Annotated in this window: 12 protein-coding genes; 6 read left to right on the forward strand and 6 right to left on the reverse strand. The window is 60.5% G+C overall.

Translation table 11 applies throughout. The features are described 5' to 3' along the window. Nucleotides 1-92: 92 nt before the first annotated feature. Nucleotides 93-2,900 (forward strand): helix-turn-helix transcriptional regulator, encoded by a 2,808-nt coding sequence (locus LOY52_RS17140; RefSeq protein ID WP_258675192.1) that lies wholly within the window; start codon nt 93-95, stop codon nt 2,898-2,900. 3 nt (nt 2,901-2,903) lie between these two features. Here LOY52_RS17140 and LOY52_RS17145 read toward each other — a convergent pair whose 3' ends face one another. Then, entirely contained in the window at nt 2,904-4,334 is a 1,431-nt protein-coding gene (locus tag LOY52_RS17145) for a helix-turn-helix transcriptional regulator (RefSeq protein WP_258675194.1), read from the reverse strand. Nucleotides 4,335-4,424: 90 nt separating this feature from the next. After that, nucleotides 4,425-5,375 (reverse strand): GlxA family transcriptional regulator, encoded by a 951-nt coding sequence (locus LOY52_RS17150; protein ID WP_258675195.1) that lies wholly within the window; start codon nt 5,373-5,375, stop codon nt 4,425-4,427. Nucleotides 5,376-5,595: 220 nt separating this feature from the next. Here LOY52_RS17150 and LOY52_RS17155 point away from each other — a divergent pair, with 220 nt between their 5' ends. After that, nucleotides 5,596-6,318, forward strand: a complete 723-nt coding sequence (locus tag LOY52_RS17155; protein ID WP_095136690.1) for a pirin family protein — start codon at nt 5,596-5,598, stop codon at nt 6,316-6,318. 51 nt (nt 6,319-6,369) lie between these two features. On the opposite strand, the gene LOY52_RS17160 is transcribed toward LOY52_RS17155, so the two are convergent. Together LOY52_RS17160 and LOY52_RS17165 are read right to left on the reverse strand one after the other, a co-directional pair. Then, the gene (locus LOY52_RS17160) at nt 6,370-6,858 is read right to left on the reverse strand and encodes a hypothetical protein (protein ID WP_258675197.1); all 489 of its coding nucleotides are present in this window, start codon (nt 6,856-6,858) and stop codon (nt 6,370-6,372) included. A gap of 155 nt (nt 6,859-7,013) precedes the next feature. Then, nucleotides 7,014-7,889, reverse strand: coding sequence for a LysR family transcriptional regulator (locus tag LOY52_RS17165; protein ID WP_258675199.1), 876 nt, complete (start codon nt 7,887-7,889; stop codon nt 7,014-7,016). Between the two features lie 111 nt (nt 7,890-8,000). On the opposite strand from LOY52_RS17165, the gene LOY52_RS17170 reads away from it, so the two are divergent. From LOY52_RS17170 to LOY52_RS17180, 3 genes are all read left to right on the forward strand, one after another. Then, a complete protein-coding gene (locus tag LOY52_RS17170) occupies nt 8,001-9,191 on the forward strand; it encodes an MFS transporter (RefSeq protein ID WP_258675201.1) in 1,191 nt (396 codons plus the stop codon). Between the two features lie 61 nt (nt 9,192-9,252). Then, nucleotides 9,253-10,251, forward strand: coding sequence for an NAD(P)H-quinone oxidoreductase (locus LOY52_RS17175; protein WP_258675203.1), 999 nt, complete (start codon nt 9,253-9,255; stop codon nt 10,249-10,251). A 109-nt stretch (nt 10,252-10,360) separates the two neighbouring features. Continuing rightward, the gene (locus tag LOY52_RS17180) at nt 10,361-11,305 is read left to right on the forward strand and encodes an alpha/beta hydrolase (RefSeq protein ID WP_103367632.1); all 945 of its coding nucleotides are present in this window, start codon (nt 10,361-10,363) and stop codon (nt 11,303-11,305) included. Here the strand turns inward: LOY52_RS17180 and LOY52_RS17185 are convergent. Beyond that, nucleotides 11,302-13,113: an ABC transporter ATP-binding protein gene (locus tag LOY52_RS17185; protein WP_258675206.1), complete on the reverse strand. Its 1,812-nt coding sequence runs from the start codon at nt 13,111-13,113 to the stop codon at nt 11,302-11,304. The two genes, LOY52_RS17180 and LOY52_RS17185, sit on opposite strands and share 4 nt — an antisense overlap. A 202-nt stretch (nt 13,114-13,315) precedes the next feature. Between LOY52_RS17185 and LOY52_RS17190 the strand changes: the two genes are divergently transcribed. After that, nucleotides 13,316-13,729: a VOC family protein gene (locus tag LOY52_RS17190; protein WP_258675209.1), complete on the forward strand. Its 414-nt coding sequence runs from the start codon at nt 13,316-13,318 to the stop codon at nt 13,727-13,729. Nucleotides 13,730-13,786: 57 nt separating this feature from the next. On the opposite strand, the gene LOY52_RS17195 is transcribed toward LOY52_RS17190, so the two are convergent. Next, the gene (locus tag LOY52_RS17195) at nt 13,787-14,116 is read right to left on the reverse strand and encodes a hypothetical protein (protein WP_007961262.1); all 330 of its coding nucleotides are present in this window, start codon (nt 14,114-14,116) and stop codon (nt 13,787-13,789) included. Between the last annotated feature and the right edge of the window lie 47 nt (nt 14,117-14,163).

Here is a 14,163-nt window from a genome sequence, read left to right on the forward strand (position 1 = left end):
GCTTGCGTGCCGCTGACGCTGATCCGCGCTGCCCTTCACGGAGGCTTCACACGCCGTGGGCAGGATTATAAAAATTTCGCAGGAGTGAGCTGTTGAGTCTTCCCCCGAATCAGGCCCTCGGTTTCGGCCCCTATCGGATTCAGCCCGGCAAACGGCTGCTGCTTGAGGGCGAGCAGCCGTTACGCCTGGGCCGACGGGCCATGGATATTCTGCTGATCCTGCTGGCGCATGCCGGCGATGTCGTGAGCAAGCAGCAACTGATTGCCGGCGTGTGGCCGGACAGCGTCGTGGAAGACATCAATCTGCGGGTGCACATGGCGGCGTTGCGCAAAGCCCTGGGCGACGGTCAGGGCGGGCAGCGATACATTGTCACGGTGGCGCAGCGCGGCTACAGTTTTGTCGCACCGATCAGGCTGCAATCGATCGAACAGCAAACCTGCGCCGAGACCGGCACCCGGCATAACCTGCCACTGCGCCGCACGCGAATGATCGGCCGCCAGCCGCTGGTCGACAGCCTGATCAGGCAGTTGCCGCGCCAGCGCTGCATCACACTGGTCGGCCCCGGCGGCATCGGCAAAACCACCGTGGCCCTGCGCGTTGCCGAACAGATGATCGGCCACTACCGGGACGGTATCCGGCTGCTGGATCTTTCGCCGATCAACGACGCACGAATGATCTGCTCGCACCTGGCGGCCCTGCTGGATGTGGTGCCGCATGACAACGATCCGCTGACCCACCTCGTCAATGCGCTGCGCGAGCGCCAGATGCTGCTGGTAATCGACAATTGCGAACACCTGATCGACGCCATGGCACTGCTCAGCGAGAGCATTTTGCGCGGTGCGCCGCAGATCCACATTCTGGCCACCAGCCGCGAGAGCCTGCGTGCCGAAGGCGAGTATGTGCAACGCCTTGAGTCGCTTGATTACCCGCCACCGATTGCCGTGCTTGATCGTGTGCAGGCGTTGAGTTTTTCGGCACTGCAACTGTTTGCCGAACGCGCCCTGGCCGCGCACGAGGGGTTCGAATTGAGCGACGCCGAGTTGCCCGATGCGCTTGAAATCTGTCGGCGCCTGGACGGCATTCCGCTGGCGCTGGAGCTGGCGGCGGCGCAGGTTGGAGAACTCGGCCTGCAGGGTTTGCTCAGCCAGCTGCAAGGGCGTCTGCCGGTATCGGCTGCCGGCAATCAGAGCAGCGTGGAACGCCACCAGACGCTGCGTGCCACGCTGGACTGGAGCTTCAACCTGCTGACCGATTGCGAACAGACCTGCCTGCGCCGGCTCGGCGTGTTTCGGGGTGGCTTCACGCTGGAGTCCGCCGCTGCGGTGATCGGTGGACAGTACCTCCAGCCCGGCGAGGTGTTCGGTTCGATCACACAACTGGTCGCCAAATCGTTGCTCAACGTCGAAGTCGGTGACGAAGAAGTGTTCTATCGGTTGCTCGACACCACGCGCCGCTATGCCCTGGAAAAACTCGAGCAAGGCGCCGAACTCGCCGACACCCGCGAACGCCACGCTGAACGTTGCCTGGCGCTGATGTATCAGGCGCAGACCGATTGGGAAACTACCTCAACCGCCCTGTGGATCGAACGCTACGCACGCGGTCTGGAAGACCTGCGCGCGGCGCTCGACTGGAGCCTGAACGGTGCAGGCCCCAACGATGTGGGGATTTATCTGGCCGCGACCTCGGCGCCCCTGTGGCAAGAGTTGTCGCTGCTCAAGGAATACGGCGGTTACGTGCGTCGGGCGCTGGCCCTGTTGGAAAACGCTGCCGAACCTTGCCCTCGGGTGAAGATCGCGCTGAAGCTGGCGCTTGGCAGCGCCTGCTACCACACCTGGGGTGGCACCCCGGAAACCATCGCCGCATTCGTCGATGCCCATGCGCTGGCGCAAGCGTACGACGACGTGGCTGGCCAACTGCGTGCGGTGTCCGGGCACATGGCGGTCAACCTCAGCTGTGGCCATTATCAGTCGGCGCTGGAACAGAGCGAGCAGTTCGATCGACTCGGCCTGCACGGCGACCCGCAGTTGTCGCTGAGTACACATCGCCTGCGGGTGTTAGCACTGCATTACGCCGGCGACCAGCAGCAGGCACGCCTGCATGCCGAGCAAGTGATTCAACGCATGGCGCAAAACGGCAATCCCAACCGTTTCACTCATGGGTTCGGCGTGCAGTACGACCAGAGCGTCGCCTCGCTGACGGTGCTTGCCCGGGTGTTGTGGCTGCAAGGTTTCCCTGAACAGGCCTGGCGAACGGCCAGGCAGGCACTGGACATCGCCGTGCAAATCAACCACGGCACCTCGATCTGCTACACCCTGGCGCTGGCCAGTTGCCTGATTGCTCATTACAACGGTGACCCGCAAAACGCCCGGGCTTTGCTGCAGCTGTTGCTGGAGCAGGCGCAGAAGCATTCCGTATTGCTGTTCTATCGCTGGGCACGGCAATACGCGCAGGTCCTCGACGCCGATGCCGCCGTGCCAATAGCGACCGATGAAAGCGGTCTGATCAGGGAAATCATGGTGACCCTGGACAGCCGCTTTGTTGATGATGCGTTGCTTGAGCGGGCACACAGCGGAGCTGCAGGCTGGAGCACGGCGGAGATTCTGCGGGCTCGGGCCGATCGCATGTTGATTGAGCAATCGGCTTGCCCCGACAGCAGCACCCGGCAAGCCGAAAAGGTCTTGCTCCAGGCACTGTCGATCGCGCAAACCCAGGGCGCCCTGGCCTGGGAACTGCGCAGTGCTACTTCGCTGGCGCAGTTGTGGCAACGGCAGAACCGCTACCGCGAAGCACTGGCGTTATTGAACCCGATCTATCAACGCTTCACCGAGGGCTACGCCACCCCGGACTTGCGCAAGGTGCGCTGGTTACTCGACGAGTTGAGCAGCCAACTGCGAGCCTGACACTCAACGACTGCGGCTGACGAAGCGCGCATGCCGGCGCTCGTACTCGTTGGATTCACCACTGCGTTCCAGTTGTTCGCGGGCGTATCGACGGGTGGTGTTGAGCATGCGATAGCGCAACCCGGCACTGCCCCGCTCCACCGCCAGCAAAGACTTCTGCGCCAACCGATCAATCATCAGAGCCAACGTCGACGGAGGTAATTGCGCGCAACTGATGACACCCATCGCCGCATCAATGGCAAACGCCGTTTTGAAGACCGACAGGCGTTGCAGCACCCGCTGTTCCTGCTCATTCAGGTGTTGATAGCTCCAGTCCAGCGCGGCTTTCAGGGTTTGATGGCGTGGCACGGCAGTACGCCGACCATGGCTGAGCAGCTGTAAACAATTGTCGAGTTGTGACTGCAAGCCCACCATCGCCAGCGCATCAATGTGCGCCGCCGCCAGTTCAATCGCCAGTGGCAGCCCATCGAGCCGCCGACAGATGTCGCGCACAGCATTGAGATCCTGTTCACGCAGGGTAAAACCCTGCTGCCGGGCTCGGGCACGACTGACAAACAATTGCACGGCCGAATAGCTCATGGTCTCTTCGACACTGCCCAACGCTGAGGACTTGGGAATGGCCAGTGGCGGCAATATCTGCACGGTCTCCTGACTGGCCTGCAATGCTTCGCGACTGGTAGCGAGAATCGACAGCCGTGGCGCGGCCTCCAATAAACGTTCAACCAGAGCCTTGCAGGCTTCGCGCAGATGCTCGCAGTTATCCAGCACCAGCAAGCTGTGACGCGCCGACAGCGTGACGAGATCGGTATCGAAGGTGTGCAGCAGATAATCGAGCAGTGGCGTGGCGTCGTTGACTACCGCCAGGTCCACCAGCCAGACCCCGTCGCGAAAATGCTGTAACAGCAACTCTGCAGCACGCAACGCCACCGTGGTTTTGCCGACACCCGCAGGCCCCGTCACGGTCATCAATCGGCACAGTGGCAATTGCCGCACCATCGAGCCCACCACTGAATCGCGACCGGTCACCGGCGTCAGCCGCACAGGCAAGTTGTGTTGTGGCGCTTGCAGGTGTTCCAGGGCCACGTGCTCGAAATTGTCGCCGTGCACCGGAGCAACGAAGCTGTAGCCACATTGCGGCACATTGACGATGTAGCGTTGGCCGTTCTCACCGTCACCGAGCGCCCGGCGCAGGGCGGCAATATGGACGCGAAGATTGATCTCTTCGACCACCGAAGTGGGCCAGACCCGTGCAATCAACTCCTCCTTTCTGACCACTCGGCCTGCACGCTCGACCAGCACCTGCAGAATGTCCAGCGCACGCCCGCCCATGCGCAGTTGCCGATCCCCGTCGAGGATCAGCCGTTGGCGCAAATGAAAGGCGTAAGGGCCGAAATACAGGACTGACGCCGGGTGCAAATCGTTGAGGCTGTTCATGCCAACAATCTTGGCAGCCTGCGATGACGGCACAACCTTCACACAGGGCGCAGCACGGACATCCGGGTGCGCACAACGGACAGAACCGCTCTAGCTGAACTGTTCGCGGTATTGCACAGGCGTAAGGCCGAGTTTTTCCGCGAACAACAGACGCATGTGCCGAACACTGCCAAAACCACTCTTATAGGCCACGGTTTTCAAAGGCAGGTCAGTGGTTTCCAAAAGATTTCGTGCGCAGTCGATACGCGCACTTTGCAGGAACTCCATCGGCGTCATATTGATGTCGCGGACAAACGTCCGCGCGAAGTGCCGTGCACTCATGTTGGCCAATCCAGCCATGCGCTCGACACTGAACGCTTCGTCAAGATGATCCAGGACGTAATTCTGTACTCGGGTGATCGGGGTTTCCTGAGGCGCCACTGCCGCCATCAAGGGGCTGAATTGCGCCTGTCCACCTTGACGCTTCATCACCACCAGCAGCACTTTGGCGACGTCCTGGGCCAACTTCTTGCCGTGATCCTGCGCCACCAGCGCTAGCGCCAGGTCGATGCCGGCCGTGACCCCGCCAGAGGTGATCAGATTGCGATCCTCAATGAAAATCTGGTCGGTGGCGACGCTCGCCTTTGGAAATGCCTTGATCAGGCGTTCGGTGTAGTTCCAGTGAGTGGTCACCCGATAGCCATCGAGCAACCCGGCATGGCCGAGCACGAAGGCGCCGGTGCAGATCGAACCATATCGCTCGGCACAGGGCACGGCCGCTTTCAGCCAGGCCAGCAACGCCGGGTGTTTTTCGTTGTAAGCCCCCGGCCCTCCTGGCACCAGCAGCAAATCGTAGCGCTCAAGGGCCTGTTCGATATGCCGGTCGGTGTGTACCAGCACACCGTTGGACGCACGCAACGGCCCGCGCTCGGTGCCAAGGGTCGTCAGCTGATAGTGCGACTCCGGTTTCAAATAGCGATTGGCCACCGAAAACACTTCCAGCGGCCCGGCCATGTCGAGCAGCAGAAAGTCGGGGAACAACACCATGGCCACGGTTTTCATGGGGTACACATCACTGATAATGAAAAATGGACGGACAAGACTGGCTGAGCATTATGGCCAACTGCGACACAGTCGTCGGAAAAAAATACGTGATCAAGCGCACACAACTGTCAACCAGAAACGGACAGTATTTCAATTTCCATCTACTTATTACCCCGAAGAGTAAACAGTAACCTTCTCCTCACTCGGACGAATTCACGTCCCCCAAGGAGATTTCATCATGCTGACCCTTCGCAAAGCCTCCGATCGTGGCCTCGCCAATCATGGCTGGTTGAAGTCGTTCCACACCTTTTCCTTTGCCAGCTACCGCGACCCGCGTGAACAAGGTTTTTCCGACCTGCTGGTGATCAATGATGACCGCGTTGCCGCCGGCAAAGGTTTCGGCCAGCACCCGCATCGCGACATGGAAATCTTTTCCTACGTGCTCGAAGGCGCACTGGAACATAAAGACACGTTGGGCACCGGCTCGGTGATCCGCCCTGGCGACGTACAACTGATGAGCGCAGGCAGCGGCGTGGCGCACAGCGAGTTCAACCATTCGGCCACCAAGCCCGTGCACTTTTTGCAAATCTGGATTGTGCCGGAGATCAGCGGCGCCAAACCGCGCTATCAACAGGAGCACTTCAGTGCGCAGAAAAAACGCGGTCGCCTGCAACTGATCATCTCGCCGGACGGCAGCGATGGTTCGCTGACAGTGCGCCAGGATGCGCGGGTTTACGCCGGGTTGTTCGACGGCAAGGAAAGCGCCACCCTGAAACTTTCGGCCAACCGTTACGCCTACGTACATGTGGCTCGCGGCAGTGTTGAACTCAATGGCCAGTTGCTGCAGGAAGGTGACGGCGTGCGGGTTCGTGAAGAACAGGCACTGACCCTGAGCAATGGCGTGGATGCCGAAGTGCTGGTGTTTGACTTGCGTCCGCAAGAGCTGCCGCAAATGCCATGAGGCAGGGTTTCCAAAGCCAACAAAAACGGCCTTCGATTGAAGGCCGTTTTTTTATTTTGGCAACACCGGTGATGGCTGCTCGGCAGGCTTGGCTGCGCCGACTTCTTTGCCCGCCTGAACCGCCGCCAAGGTTGTTTGTATCGCTGCATACAGGTTGGCCTGACTGGCGAAATAGCCGCCCACGACAATACTGACCACACCAAACAGATGCACAGCCGTTGCCATCCAGACGTTGGCATTCACGGTACCCGCCTTCTTGAGCGCTTCTCTGGACTCGATGGCAATGCCTTGAATAGTTGAGTCGTAGCGTTTATCCCGCTCGAACTGAATGCGCTCGTTCGCCTTGTCTCGCTCTGCCTGGGAGCAAAGGAACTCTCGGATATCGGCGTGCACTCGCTCTACCCGAGCATCCATCCTTGCCTCGATGGTCTCGATCCTGGCGTTGAATTCTTCACGGCTGATAGCGTTCATGGTTTGTGTGTTAGGACCTTTGCTCAATGTGTCGGTGCATTGATATTGCTCGAATTCCCTGGCGTTCAATCCGATCCCCTTCCCTGGGTTAGCGATACCTTCTCTGGCGCTGCGAGTTGCATCAACAATAGGACTGGCGCTCCAAGCCCACAAGCCGGCAGATTCTGCTGTGGATGTAGGGCGTTTCGTAAGACGCTGTAGCTTGTCCAAAACGCTTTGAGCCGTCACTCATTCTCCAGTGCAAACGCCTCGACAATCTGCTCAATCACCGCCCTGACCCGTGCGGTGTGGCGCAAGTCCGCGTGGGTCACCAGCCAGACCTCATACGGTTGCGGGCGATTGCGCTCCGGCCAAAGCCTGATCAGGCCATCGCGCTCGCCCATGTACACCGGAATTTCTCCTACGCCCAGGCCAGCCGCAATCGAGCGGCGTACCAGCAGACTGGAGCTCAGGCTGGCGACAATCCGCCCGCGATGCAGCGGTTCGCAAACCAGCGTCATGTCCTTGTGCGTCTGCAAATACGGTTGGTAGACCACCAGATCATGGCCTTCGAACGCCGTACCCTGCGGCGGGATGCCATGGGCGTCGATATACGCCTGTGAAGCAAACAATCCCACGGGCCAGCGCGCAATCCGCCGCGCGATCAGATCAGGATTGTCAGGCCGGGTATTGCGCACAGCGATGTCCGCCTCGCGCTTGGCCAGGCTAAGAATCTGCGTGGAGGCGTCCAGTTGCACACGCACGTCCGGGTGCAGCGCGTGCAGGCGACTAATGGCCGGAATCAGAAAGTCGATGGCCAGTGAGTCGGTGGTGCTGACGCGTACGGTGCCGGTCAGACGATCATCCAGGCCCTGAATCTGCCGCTCAAGTTCCAGCGCCGAATGCTCCATTTTTTCCACGCTTTTGAGCGCGGCCTCGCCGACTGCGGTCAATGCGTAGCCGTCGGAGGTGCGCAGGAACAAGGTCGCGCTCAGGGACTTTTCCAGCGCCGTGATCCGTCGCCCGACAGTCGCCTGATCCACCCCCAGAACCCGCGCTGCGCCGCGTAAGGTCGACTCTCTGCATACCGCGAGAAATACCCGCGCATCATCCCAGTTCATGCTGCCCCCAACCGATGCGAATTTGCATCACTATAAAGCCAAATCGCTGCATTACCGCAGTAAAGATAGCCGATATCCTGAGCGCCATAGACCTTCCTCAGGATTGCTGTCATGCGTACATCAACCTCAGCGTTACCGATTTTCTCGGGACTCTGCGCCAGCCTGGTCGGCATTGGTCTGGCGCGTTTTGCCTACACACCGCTTATTCCGTCGCTGATTCAGGCGCAGTGGTTTTCTGCCAACGACGTGGTCTACCTCGGCGCAGCCAATCTGGTCGGCTATCTGATCGGCGCCCTGCTCGGCCGGCCGATCGCGCGGCAACTGGGCAATAAAAACGCCCTGCGACTGATGATGCTGCTGGTCACCGCAGCGTTTTTTGCCTGTGCATTTCCGTTGTCGGTGAGCTGGTTCTTCGGCTGGCGGCTGCTGTCGGGAATTACCGGCGGCGCGATTATGGTGCTGGTGGCGGCGACTGTACTGCCCCACGTGCCGGCATCCCGCAAAGGGCTGGCCAGCGGTGCGATTTTTCTCGGCATCGGCCTGGGCATCGCCGCCTCCGGAACCCTTGTCCCGCCCTTGTTGAATATGGGCCTGCACGCCACCTGGTTGGGTTTGGGCGGATTGTCGTTGTTGCTGACCGCAATAAGCTGGTTTGGCTGGCCTGCAGATCTACCGCACCCGACCGCCATTCACGCAGGCGCAACGATTGAGCCAACGCCCTCCGCCGTCTATTTGCTGTTCGGCCAATACGCATTCATGGCCGCAGGTCTGGTGCCGGCCATGGTGTTTCTGGTGGATTACGTGGCTCGCGGGCTCGGTGCCGGGGCGCAGATTGGTGCACTGGTTTGGGTGATGTATGGCTTGGGCGCAATTGTCGGACCGGTAAGTTATGGCTTTCTCGGGGATCGGCTTGGCGCGCGGATGGGCATTCGGCTGGTATTGGTGGTGCAGGCGATTGCGCTGGGACTGCTAGCGGTTTCCCACTCTTTCATCGCGTTAGCCGTGCTGGCAGTGATCGTCGGTTCATTCCCGCCCGGCATCGTCCCGCTGGCCTTGGCCCGCGTGCATGAACTGGTGCCGGATCACCATCGCCAGCAAATCGCCTGGAGCCGCGCCACCGTATCGTTTGCCACATTTCAGGCGCTGGCCGGATTTGCCTATTCGGCGCTGTTCAATGCCACGGGCGGCCAGCACGCAATACTCTTCGTGATCGCCGCAGGGGCGATTGCCGTGGCGGTCCTTCTGGAGCACGCCCTGAAATGGCTGCCCTCAGCGACTGAACCACGCGTCTGTGAAAATTGAAGGGAATCATTGCCTGCGGGCTGCGCTCCCATCTTCAGAACCTCAAGCAACAGGAATCGACATGACTTTGCCCAACGAAATGACCCGGATCGAAATCACTCAACCCGGTGGCCCCGATGTTCTGCAAGCCAAACGCGTGCCGTTGCCGGTCACTGCAGCCGGCGAAGTGCTGATCCGCGTGCATGCCGCCGGGATCAACCGTCCGGATGCACTGCAACGCGCCGGCAAATACCCGATGAAGCCGGGCATGAACCCGATCCCCGGTCTGGAAGTGGCCGGCGAAGTGGTGGCGCTGGGTGCCGGAGTCAGTCAGTTTGCCGTCGGGGACAAGGTCTGCGCGCTGACCAACGGTGGCGGTTATGCCGAATACTGCAACGTCCCGGCCGGGCAAACCCTGCCGATCCCCGAAGGACTGGATTGGGTGCAGGCCGCCGCTATCCCGGAAACCTTCTTTACCGTGTGGGCTAACCTGTTCGGCCTGGGCGACGCTCAGCGCGGTCAGCGCGTGCTGATTCACGGCGGCACCAGCGGCATCGGTACCACCGCGCTGATGCTGTGCCGCGAGTTCGGCATCGAAGCCTTCGCCACCGCCGGCAGTGCCGATAAATGCGCGGCAATCAGCAAACTGGGTGGGCAGCCGATCAATTATCGCGAGCAGGATTTCGCCACAGTCATCGCCGAAAAAACCGCAGGCCAAGGGGTGAACGCGATTCTCGACATCATGGGCGCCTCGTACCTCAACGGAAATGTCAGCGCGCTGGCGATGGATGGCCGGCTGGTGATGCTGGGCTTTCTTGGTGGCGGCAAGGCCAACGACATCGACCTGCTGGCGATCATGGCCAAGCGTGCGGTGATCACTGGCTCGTTGCTGCGAGCGCGCACCGCAGAGGAAAAGGCCGAAATTGCCGAGCAATTGCGCGAACACGTGTGGCCGGCGCTGACCGCCGGACGCTGCCTGCCGATCATCGACAAGGTCTATTCGCTGAACGACGCGGCCCAGGCGCATGCGCGCATGGAAGGTGGCGACCACATCGGCAAAATCGTCCTGCGGGTGGATTGAGCTGCAGCATTTTGTAATCGTTGCGAGTAGACGGTGGTCGAAAAACTCACGCGCGGACCGAGCCTTCTGGTAAAAAGCCTTCTTTGTCTGAGCTGTGGTGAACCGTTTAATGTTCCTGTCCTTCATGACCCGTTTGCGTCGTCGCCGTCTGGCGTTCGCCTGCATGGCTGCGCTGATCATTGGCGTGCCGACGAGTTGTGCGGTGCTCGAACACACCGAGCGCAAACTGCTGTTTCGCATCGAACCGGGCACGGCCGGCTGGTATCACGGTTTGCCGGGCAGCGTGCAGGAACTCGACTTGCAGCCCAAGAGCTTCAAGGCCGGGCAGAATATTCATGCCTGGTGGTGGCCCGCAGAACGACCGAACGCTCCGGCAATCCTCTATCTGCATGGCGTGCGCTGGAACCTTACCGGGCAACTGTTCCGCATCGAGCAACTGCGCGCGGCAGGTTATTCGGTACTGGCGATCGACTACCGTGGTTTCGGCCAGAGCAAGGGCGATCTGCCTTCGGAAAGCAGCGTGTATGAAGACGCCCGTGTGGCATGGGAACGCTTCAAGTTGCTGCAGCCCGACCCGAGCAAGCGCCTGATCTACGGTCACTCCCTGGGCGGCGCCGTGGCGATTGATCTGGCCGCCGAACTCGGCCAGGACGCTGCACGGGACAAGACACCGCTGCCGGTCAAAGGCTTGGTGATCGAATCGACGTTCACCTCTCTCGCCGACGTGGCTGCGGCCGTGGCCAACACCTCGCTGCCGGTGCGCTGGCTGCTGTCACAGAAATTCGACTCCATCGACAAGATCGCCGAAATCCACATGCCATTGCTGGTGGTACACGGCATGGCTGACGCGTTCGTGCCGCCGCGCTTCAGCGAACAGTTGTTCAACGCCGCCCAACAACCGAAACGACTGCTGCTGGTGCCGGGCGCCACCCATAACAACAGCATGGCGCTGGGCGGGCAGAATTATCGCAAGGCAATAGATGCGCTGATGCAATCCAAACCCGCGCCGCGCGTGGCCGGCCCCGCACTGGTGCGCAGCGCGCAGGACTCCTAGCGATAGCCGCGAGCCTGCAGATCAAACAGCTTGGCATAGTGTCCTTCGGCGGCGATCAGGCTGTCGTGATCGCCTTGCTCCAGTATCCGTCCGGCCTCCAGCACCATGATCTGATCGGCGTTGCGCACACTGGAGAAGCGATGGGAGATCAGCAAGGTCATGCGACCTTCGGAGTGCTGGCTGAAATGCTCGAACACTGCCGCTTCCGCCGCCGGATCCAGCGCCGAGGTCGGTTCGTCAAGGATCAGGATGTCGGCATCGCGGCGCATATAGGCCCGGGACAAGGCAATCTTCTGCCATTGCCCACCCGACAACTCCTGACCGCCGGCAAACCAGCGGCCCAACTGCGTGGCATAGCCACGGTCGAGGCCTTCAATGAACGGCGCGGCCATGCCTTCGGCCGCTGCGGCCTGCCAGCGCGATTCATCGTTGAACGCCGAGGTATCCCCCACGCCGATGTTTTCGCCCACGGTGAACTGGTAGCGAATGTAGTCCTGAAAAATTACGCCGATACGCCGCCGCAACGTGTTCTCTTCCCAATCCTGCAAATCGCTGCCATCAAGCAGAATCCGACCCTGATCGGGCCGATACAGGCGCGTCAGCAATTTGATCAGCGTGGTTTTACCTGAGCCGTTCTCCCCCACCAGCGCCACGCTCTTGCCCGGCACCAGGTGCAGGTCGATGCCTTCCAGTGCTGCACGGCTGGCCCCCGGATAGCGGAAACCGACGTTTTCAAAACGCAGGCCATCACCCGGTTGTGCGCCAACGGTGAGATGACCGCAATCGGCCAACACCGGTTCGGCCAGATACTCATACAGGCTCGACAGGTACAGACCGTCCTCGTACAAACCACTGATCGCACTCAGGCTGCTGCTGACCGCACTCTGGCCCTGCTTGAACAACACCAGGTACATGGTCATCTGACCGAGACTGATATTGCCGTGCACCGCATCGATGACCACCCAGGCATAAGCCAGATAGAACGCCCCGGTGCCGAGCAAGCCGAGACCGAAACCCCAGCCATCACGCCGCAATGTCAGGCGCCGATCCTCGGCGTAGAGCTTGGCGAAGGTGTCCCGATAGCGCTGCAACAGCAACGGCGCAAAGCCGAACAGCTTGACCTCTTTGATATAGGCTTCATGGGACAGCAAGGTTTCGATGTAATTTTGCTGCCGACTCTCGGGGGCGCGGCGGGTAAACAAGCGGAAAGCGTCTCCGGAGAAATGCGCCTCGGCAAAGAACACCGGCAACGCGCCGATCACCAGCAACAACAGCGCCCACGGCGAAAAATGCACCAGCAGCACACCGAAGCTGATCAGCATGATCAGGTTCTGGATCAGCCCCAGCGACTTCATCACCAACGCCAGCGGCCGGGTCGAGGCTTCGCGGCGCACGCGCACCAGCTTGTCGTAGAACTCGGAATTCTCGAACTGCACCAGCGACAGGGTCTGCGCCTTCTCCAGAATCAGCGTGTTGACCTTCTGCCCCAACTGCACCCGCAACAACGACTGCTGCACCGAGAGCGCCCGTTGCGTACCGGACAACAACGCCAACACCCCCGCCTCCATCAGTACATAACGCAACACTGGCCACAGCGGCGCATCGCCTTGCTGCGCGTGCAACTGCATCGCTGTCACCACTGCATCGACAATGCGCTGGCCCAGCCATGCGGCCAGCGCTGGCAGCACACCCGCTATCAGGGTCGCCAGCACCAGGCCCAGAAACAACCCGCGTGAGGTCGCCCAGACCAAAAGCAAGGCGCGCCGGGCCTGATCGAACAGGGCGTTGAAGCGGGAAATCAAAGGCATGGCAGAACAAGCTCGATAGGTCGTACAGCGTGTCATGGTACTCCGCAGGTTTTATCCGTGCTGAAGCACGGCGTTTTCAGAAGAAAAACATCTGGAAAAACTCCGGCCGTTGCGGCGTCCAATGCTTTGCTATGGTTTAACCGCCTTTCGCGGAACCTGGCGAAAATCGCCTCTCTCCGCGCCTACTGCCAGGAACGCCGCCATGCGAATCAATCCTTACCTGATCTTCAACGGCAACTGCCGCGAGGCTTTCACCTTTTACGAACAAGCCTTGCAGGGCAAACTCGAAGCAATCATGACCTTCGGCGAAACACCCGCCGCCGAACACGTACCGAAAGAGCATCATCATCTAGTGATCCACACCTGCCTGAAAGTCGGCGACCAGATGATCATGGCCTCGGACACCACGCCTGACCGGCAGACCGGGGGCATGAGTGGTTGCTCGATCTCCCTCAACGTCGACAGCGTTGCCGAAGCCGAGCGAGTGTTTAATGCGTTGGCCAAGGACGGTCGCGTCGACATGCCGCTGGAGGCGACGTTCTGGGCCGCCCGGTTCGGCATGCTGGTCGATCGCTTTGGTGTGTCGTGGATGGTCAATTGCGAGAGTGACAAGTGACGCCGACGTTTCGTCAGGCATGAAAAAGCCCAACCTCTTCAGGTTGGGCTTTTTGATTTATCGCTGGGCCAGCTCATGCCGCACGCATTGTTCGTAATAGGTCTGCTTGACCGCTGCCGGCTTGAGCTTCGACGTGCTGTTGTAGGTCTGCTCGGTAATCCCCATCGCCGTCATGCGCATCCACGGTTGCTGGAACTTGCGCACCTGCAACTGCTTGCGCGCGCCATACAACGAGATCCCCGACAGCTTCGACTGCTGCGCCCCGGCGGCGATGTCCGAGCCCCACGTACAGGCAAACCGGTGACTCTTGCTCAACTCCCTCGCTTCAATGGCCGAAGCGAAAGCAGCCAGGGAAAGCGTTGCAACGGTTATGACAATCGTCCGCATATAGCCAACCTAACCTTTTGAAAAAAGGCGATTTTGCCGGGGAAGCC

The sequence above is a fragment of the Pseudomonas sp. B21-051 genome (assembly GCF_024748795.1).
In the GTDB taxonomy this organism is placed as follows: Bacteria; Pseudomonadota; Gammaproteobacteria; order Pseudomonadales; family Pseudomonadaceae; genus Aquipseudomonas; species Aquipseudomonas putida_A.

Coding starts and splice junctions, on each gene's coding strand:
- LOY52_RS17195 (WP_007961262.1), bottom strand. CDS start 14,116: ATGCGGACGATTGTCATAACCGTTGCAACGCTTTCCCTGGCTGCTTTC.
- LOY52_RS17180 (WP_103367632.1), top strand. CDS start 10,361: ATGTTCCTGTCCTTCATGACCCGTTTGCGTCGTCGCCGTCTGGCGTTC.
- LOY52_RS17175 (WP_258675203.1), top strand. CDS start 9,253: ATGACTTTGCCCAACGAAATGACCCGGATCGAAATCACTCAACCCGGT.
- LOY52_RS17165 (WP_258675199.1), bottom strand. CDS start 7,889: ATGAACTGGGATGATGCGCGGGTATTTCTCGCGGTATGCAGAGAGTCG.
- LOY52_RS17145 (WP_258675194.1), bottom strand. CDS start 4,334: ATGAACAGCCTCAACGATTTGCACCCGGCGTCAGTCCTGTATTTCGGC.
- LOY52_RS17150 (WP_258675195.1), bottom strand. CDS start 5,375: ATGAAAACCGTGGCCATGGTGTTGTTCCCCGACTTTCTGCTGCTCGAC.
- LOY52_RS17155 (WP_095136690.1), top strand. CDS start 5,596: ATGCTGACCCTTCGCAAAGCCTCCGATCGTGGCCTCGCCAATCATGGC.
- LOY52_RS17190 (WP_258675209.1), top strand. CDS start 13,316: ATGCGAATCAATCCTTACCTGATCTTCAACGGCAACTGCCGCGAGGCT.
- LOY52_RS17170 (WP_258675201.1), top strand. CDS start 8,001: ATGCGTACATCAACCTCAGCGTTACCGATTTTCTCGGGACTCTGCGCC.
- LOY52_RS17185 (WP_258675206.1), bottom strand. CDS start 13,113: ATGCCTTTGATTTCCCGCTTCAACGCCCTGTTCGATCAGGCCCGGCGC.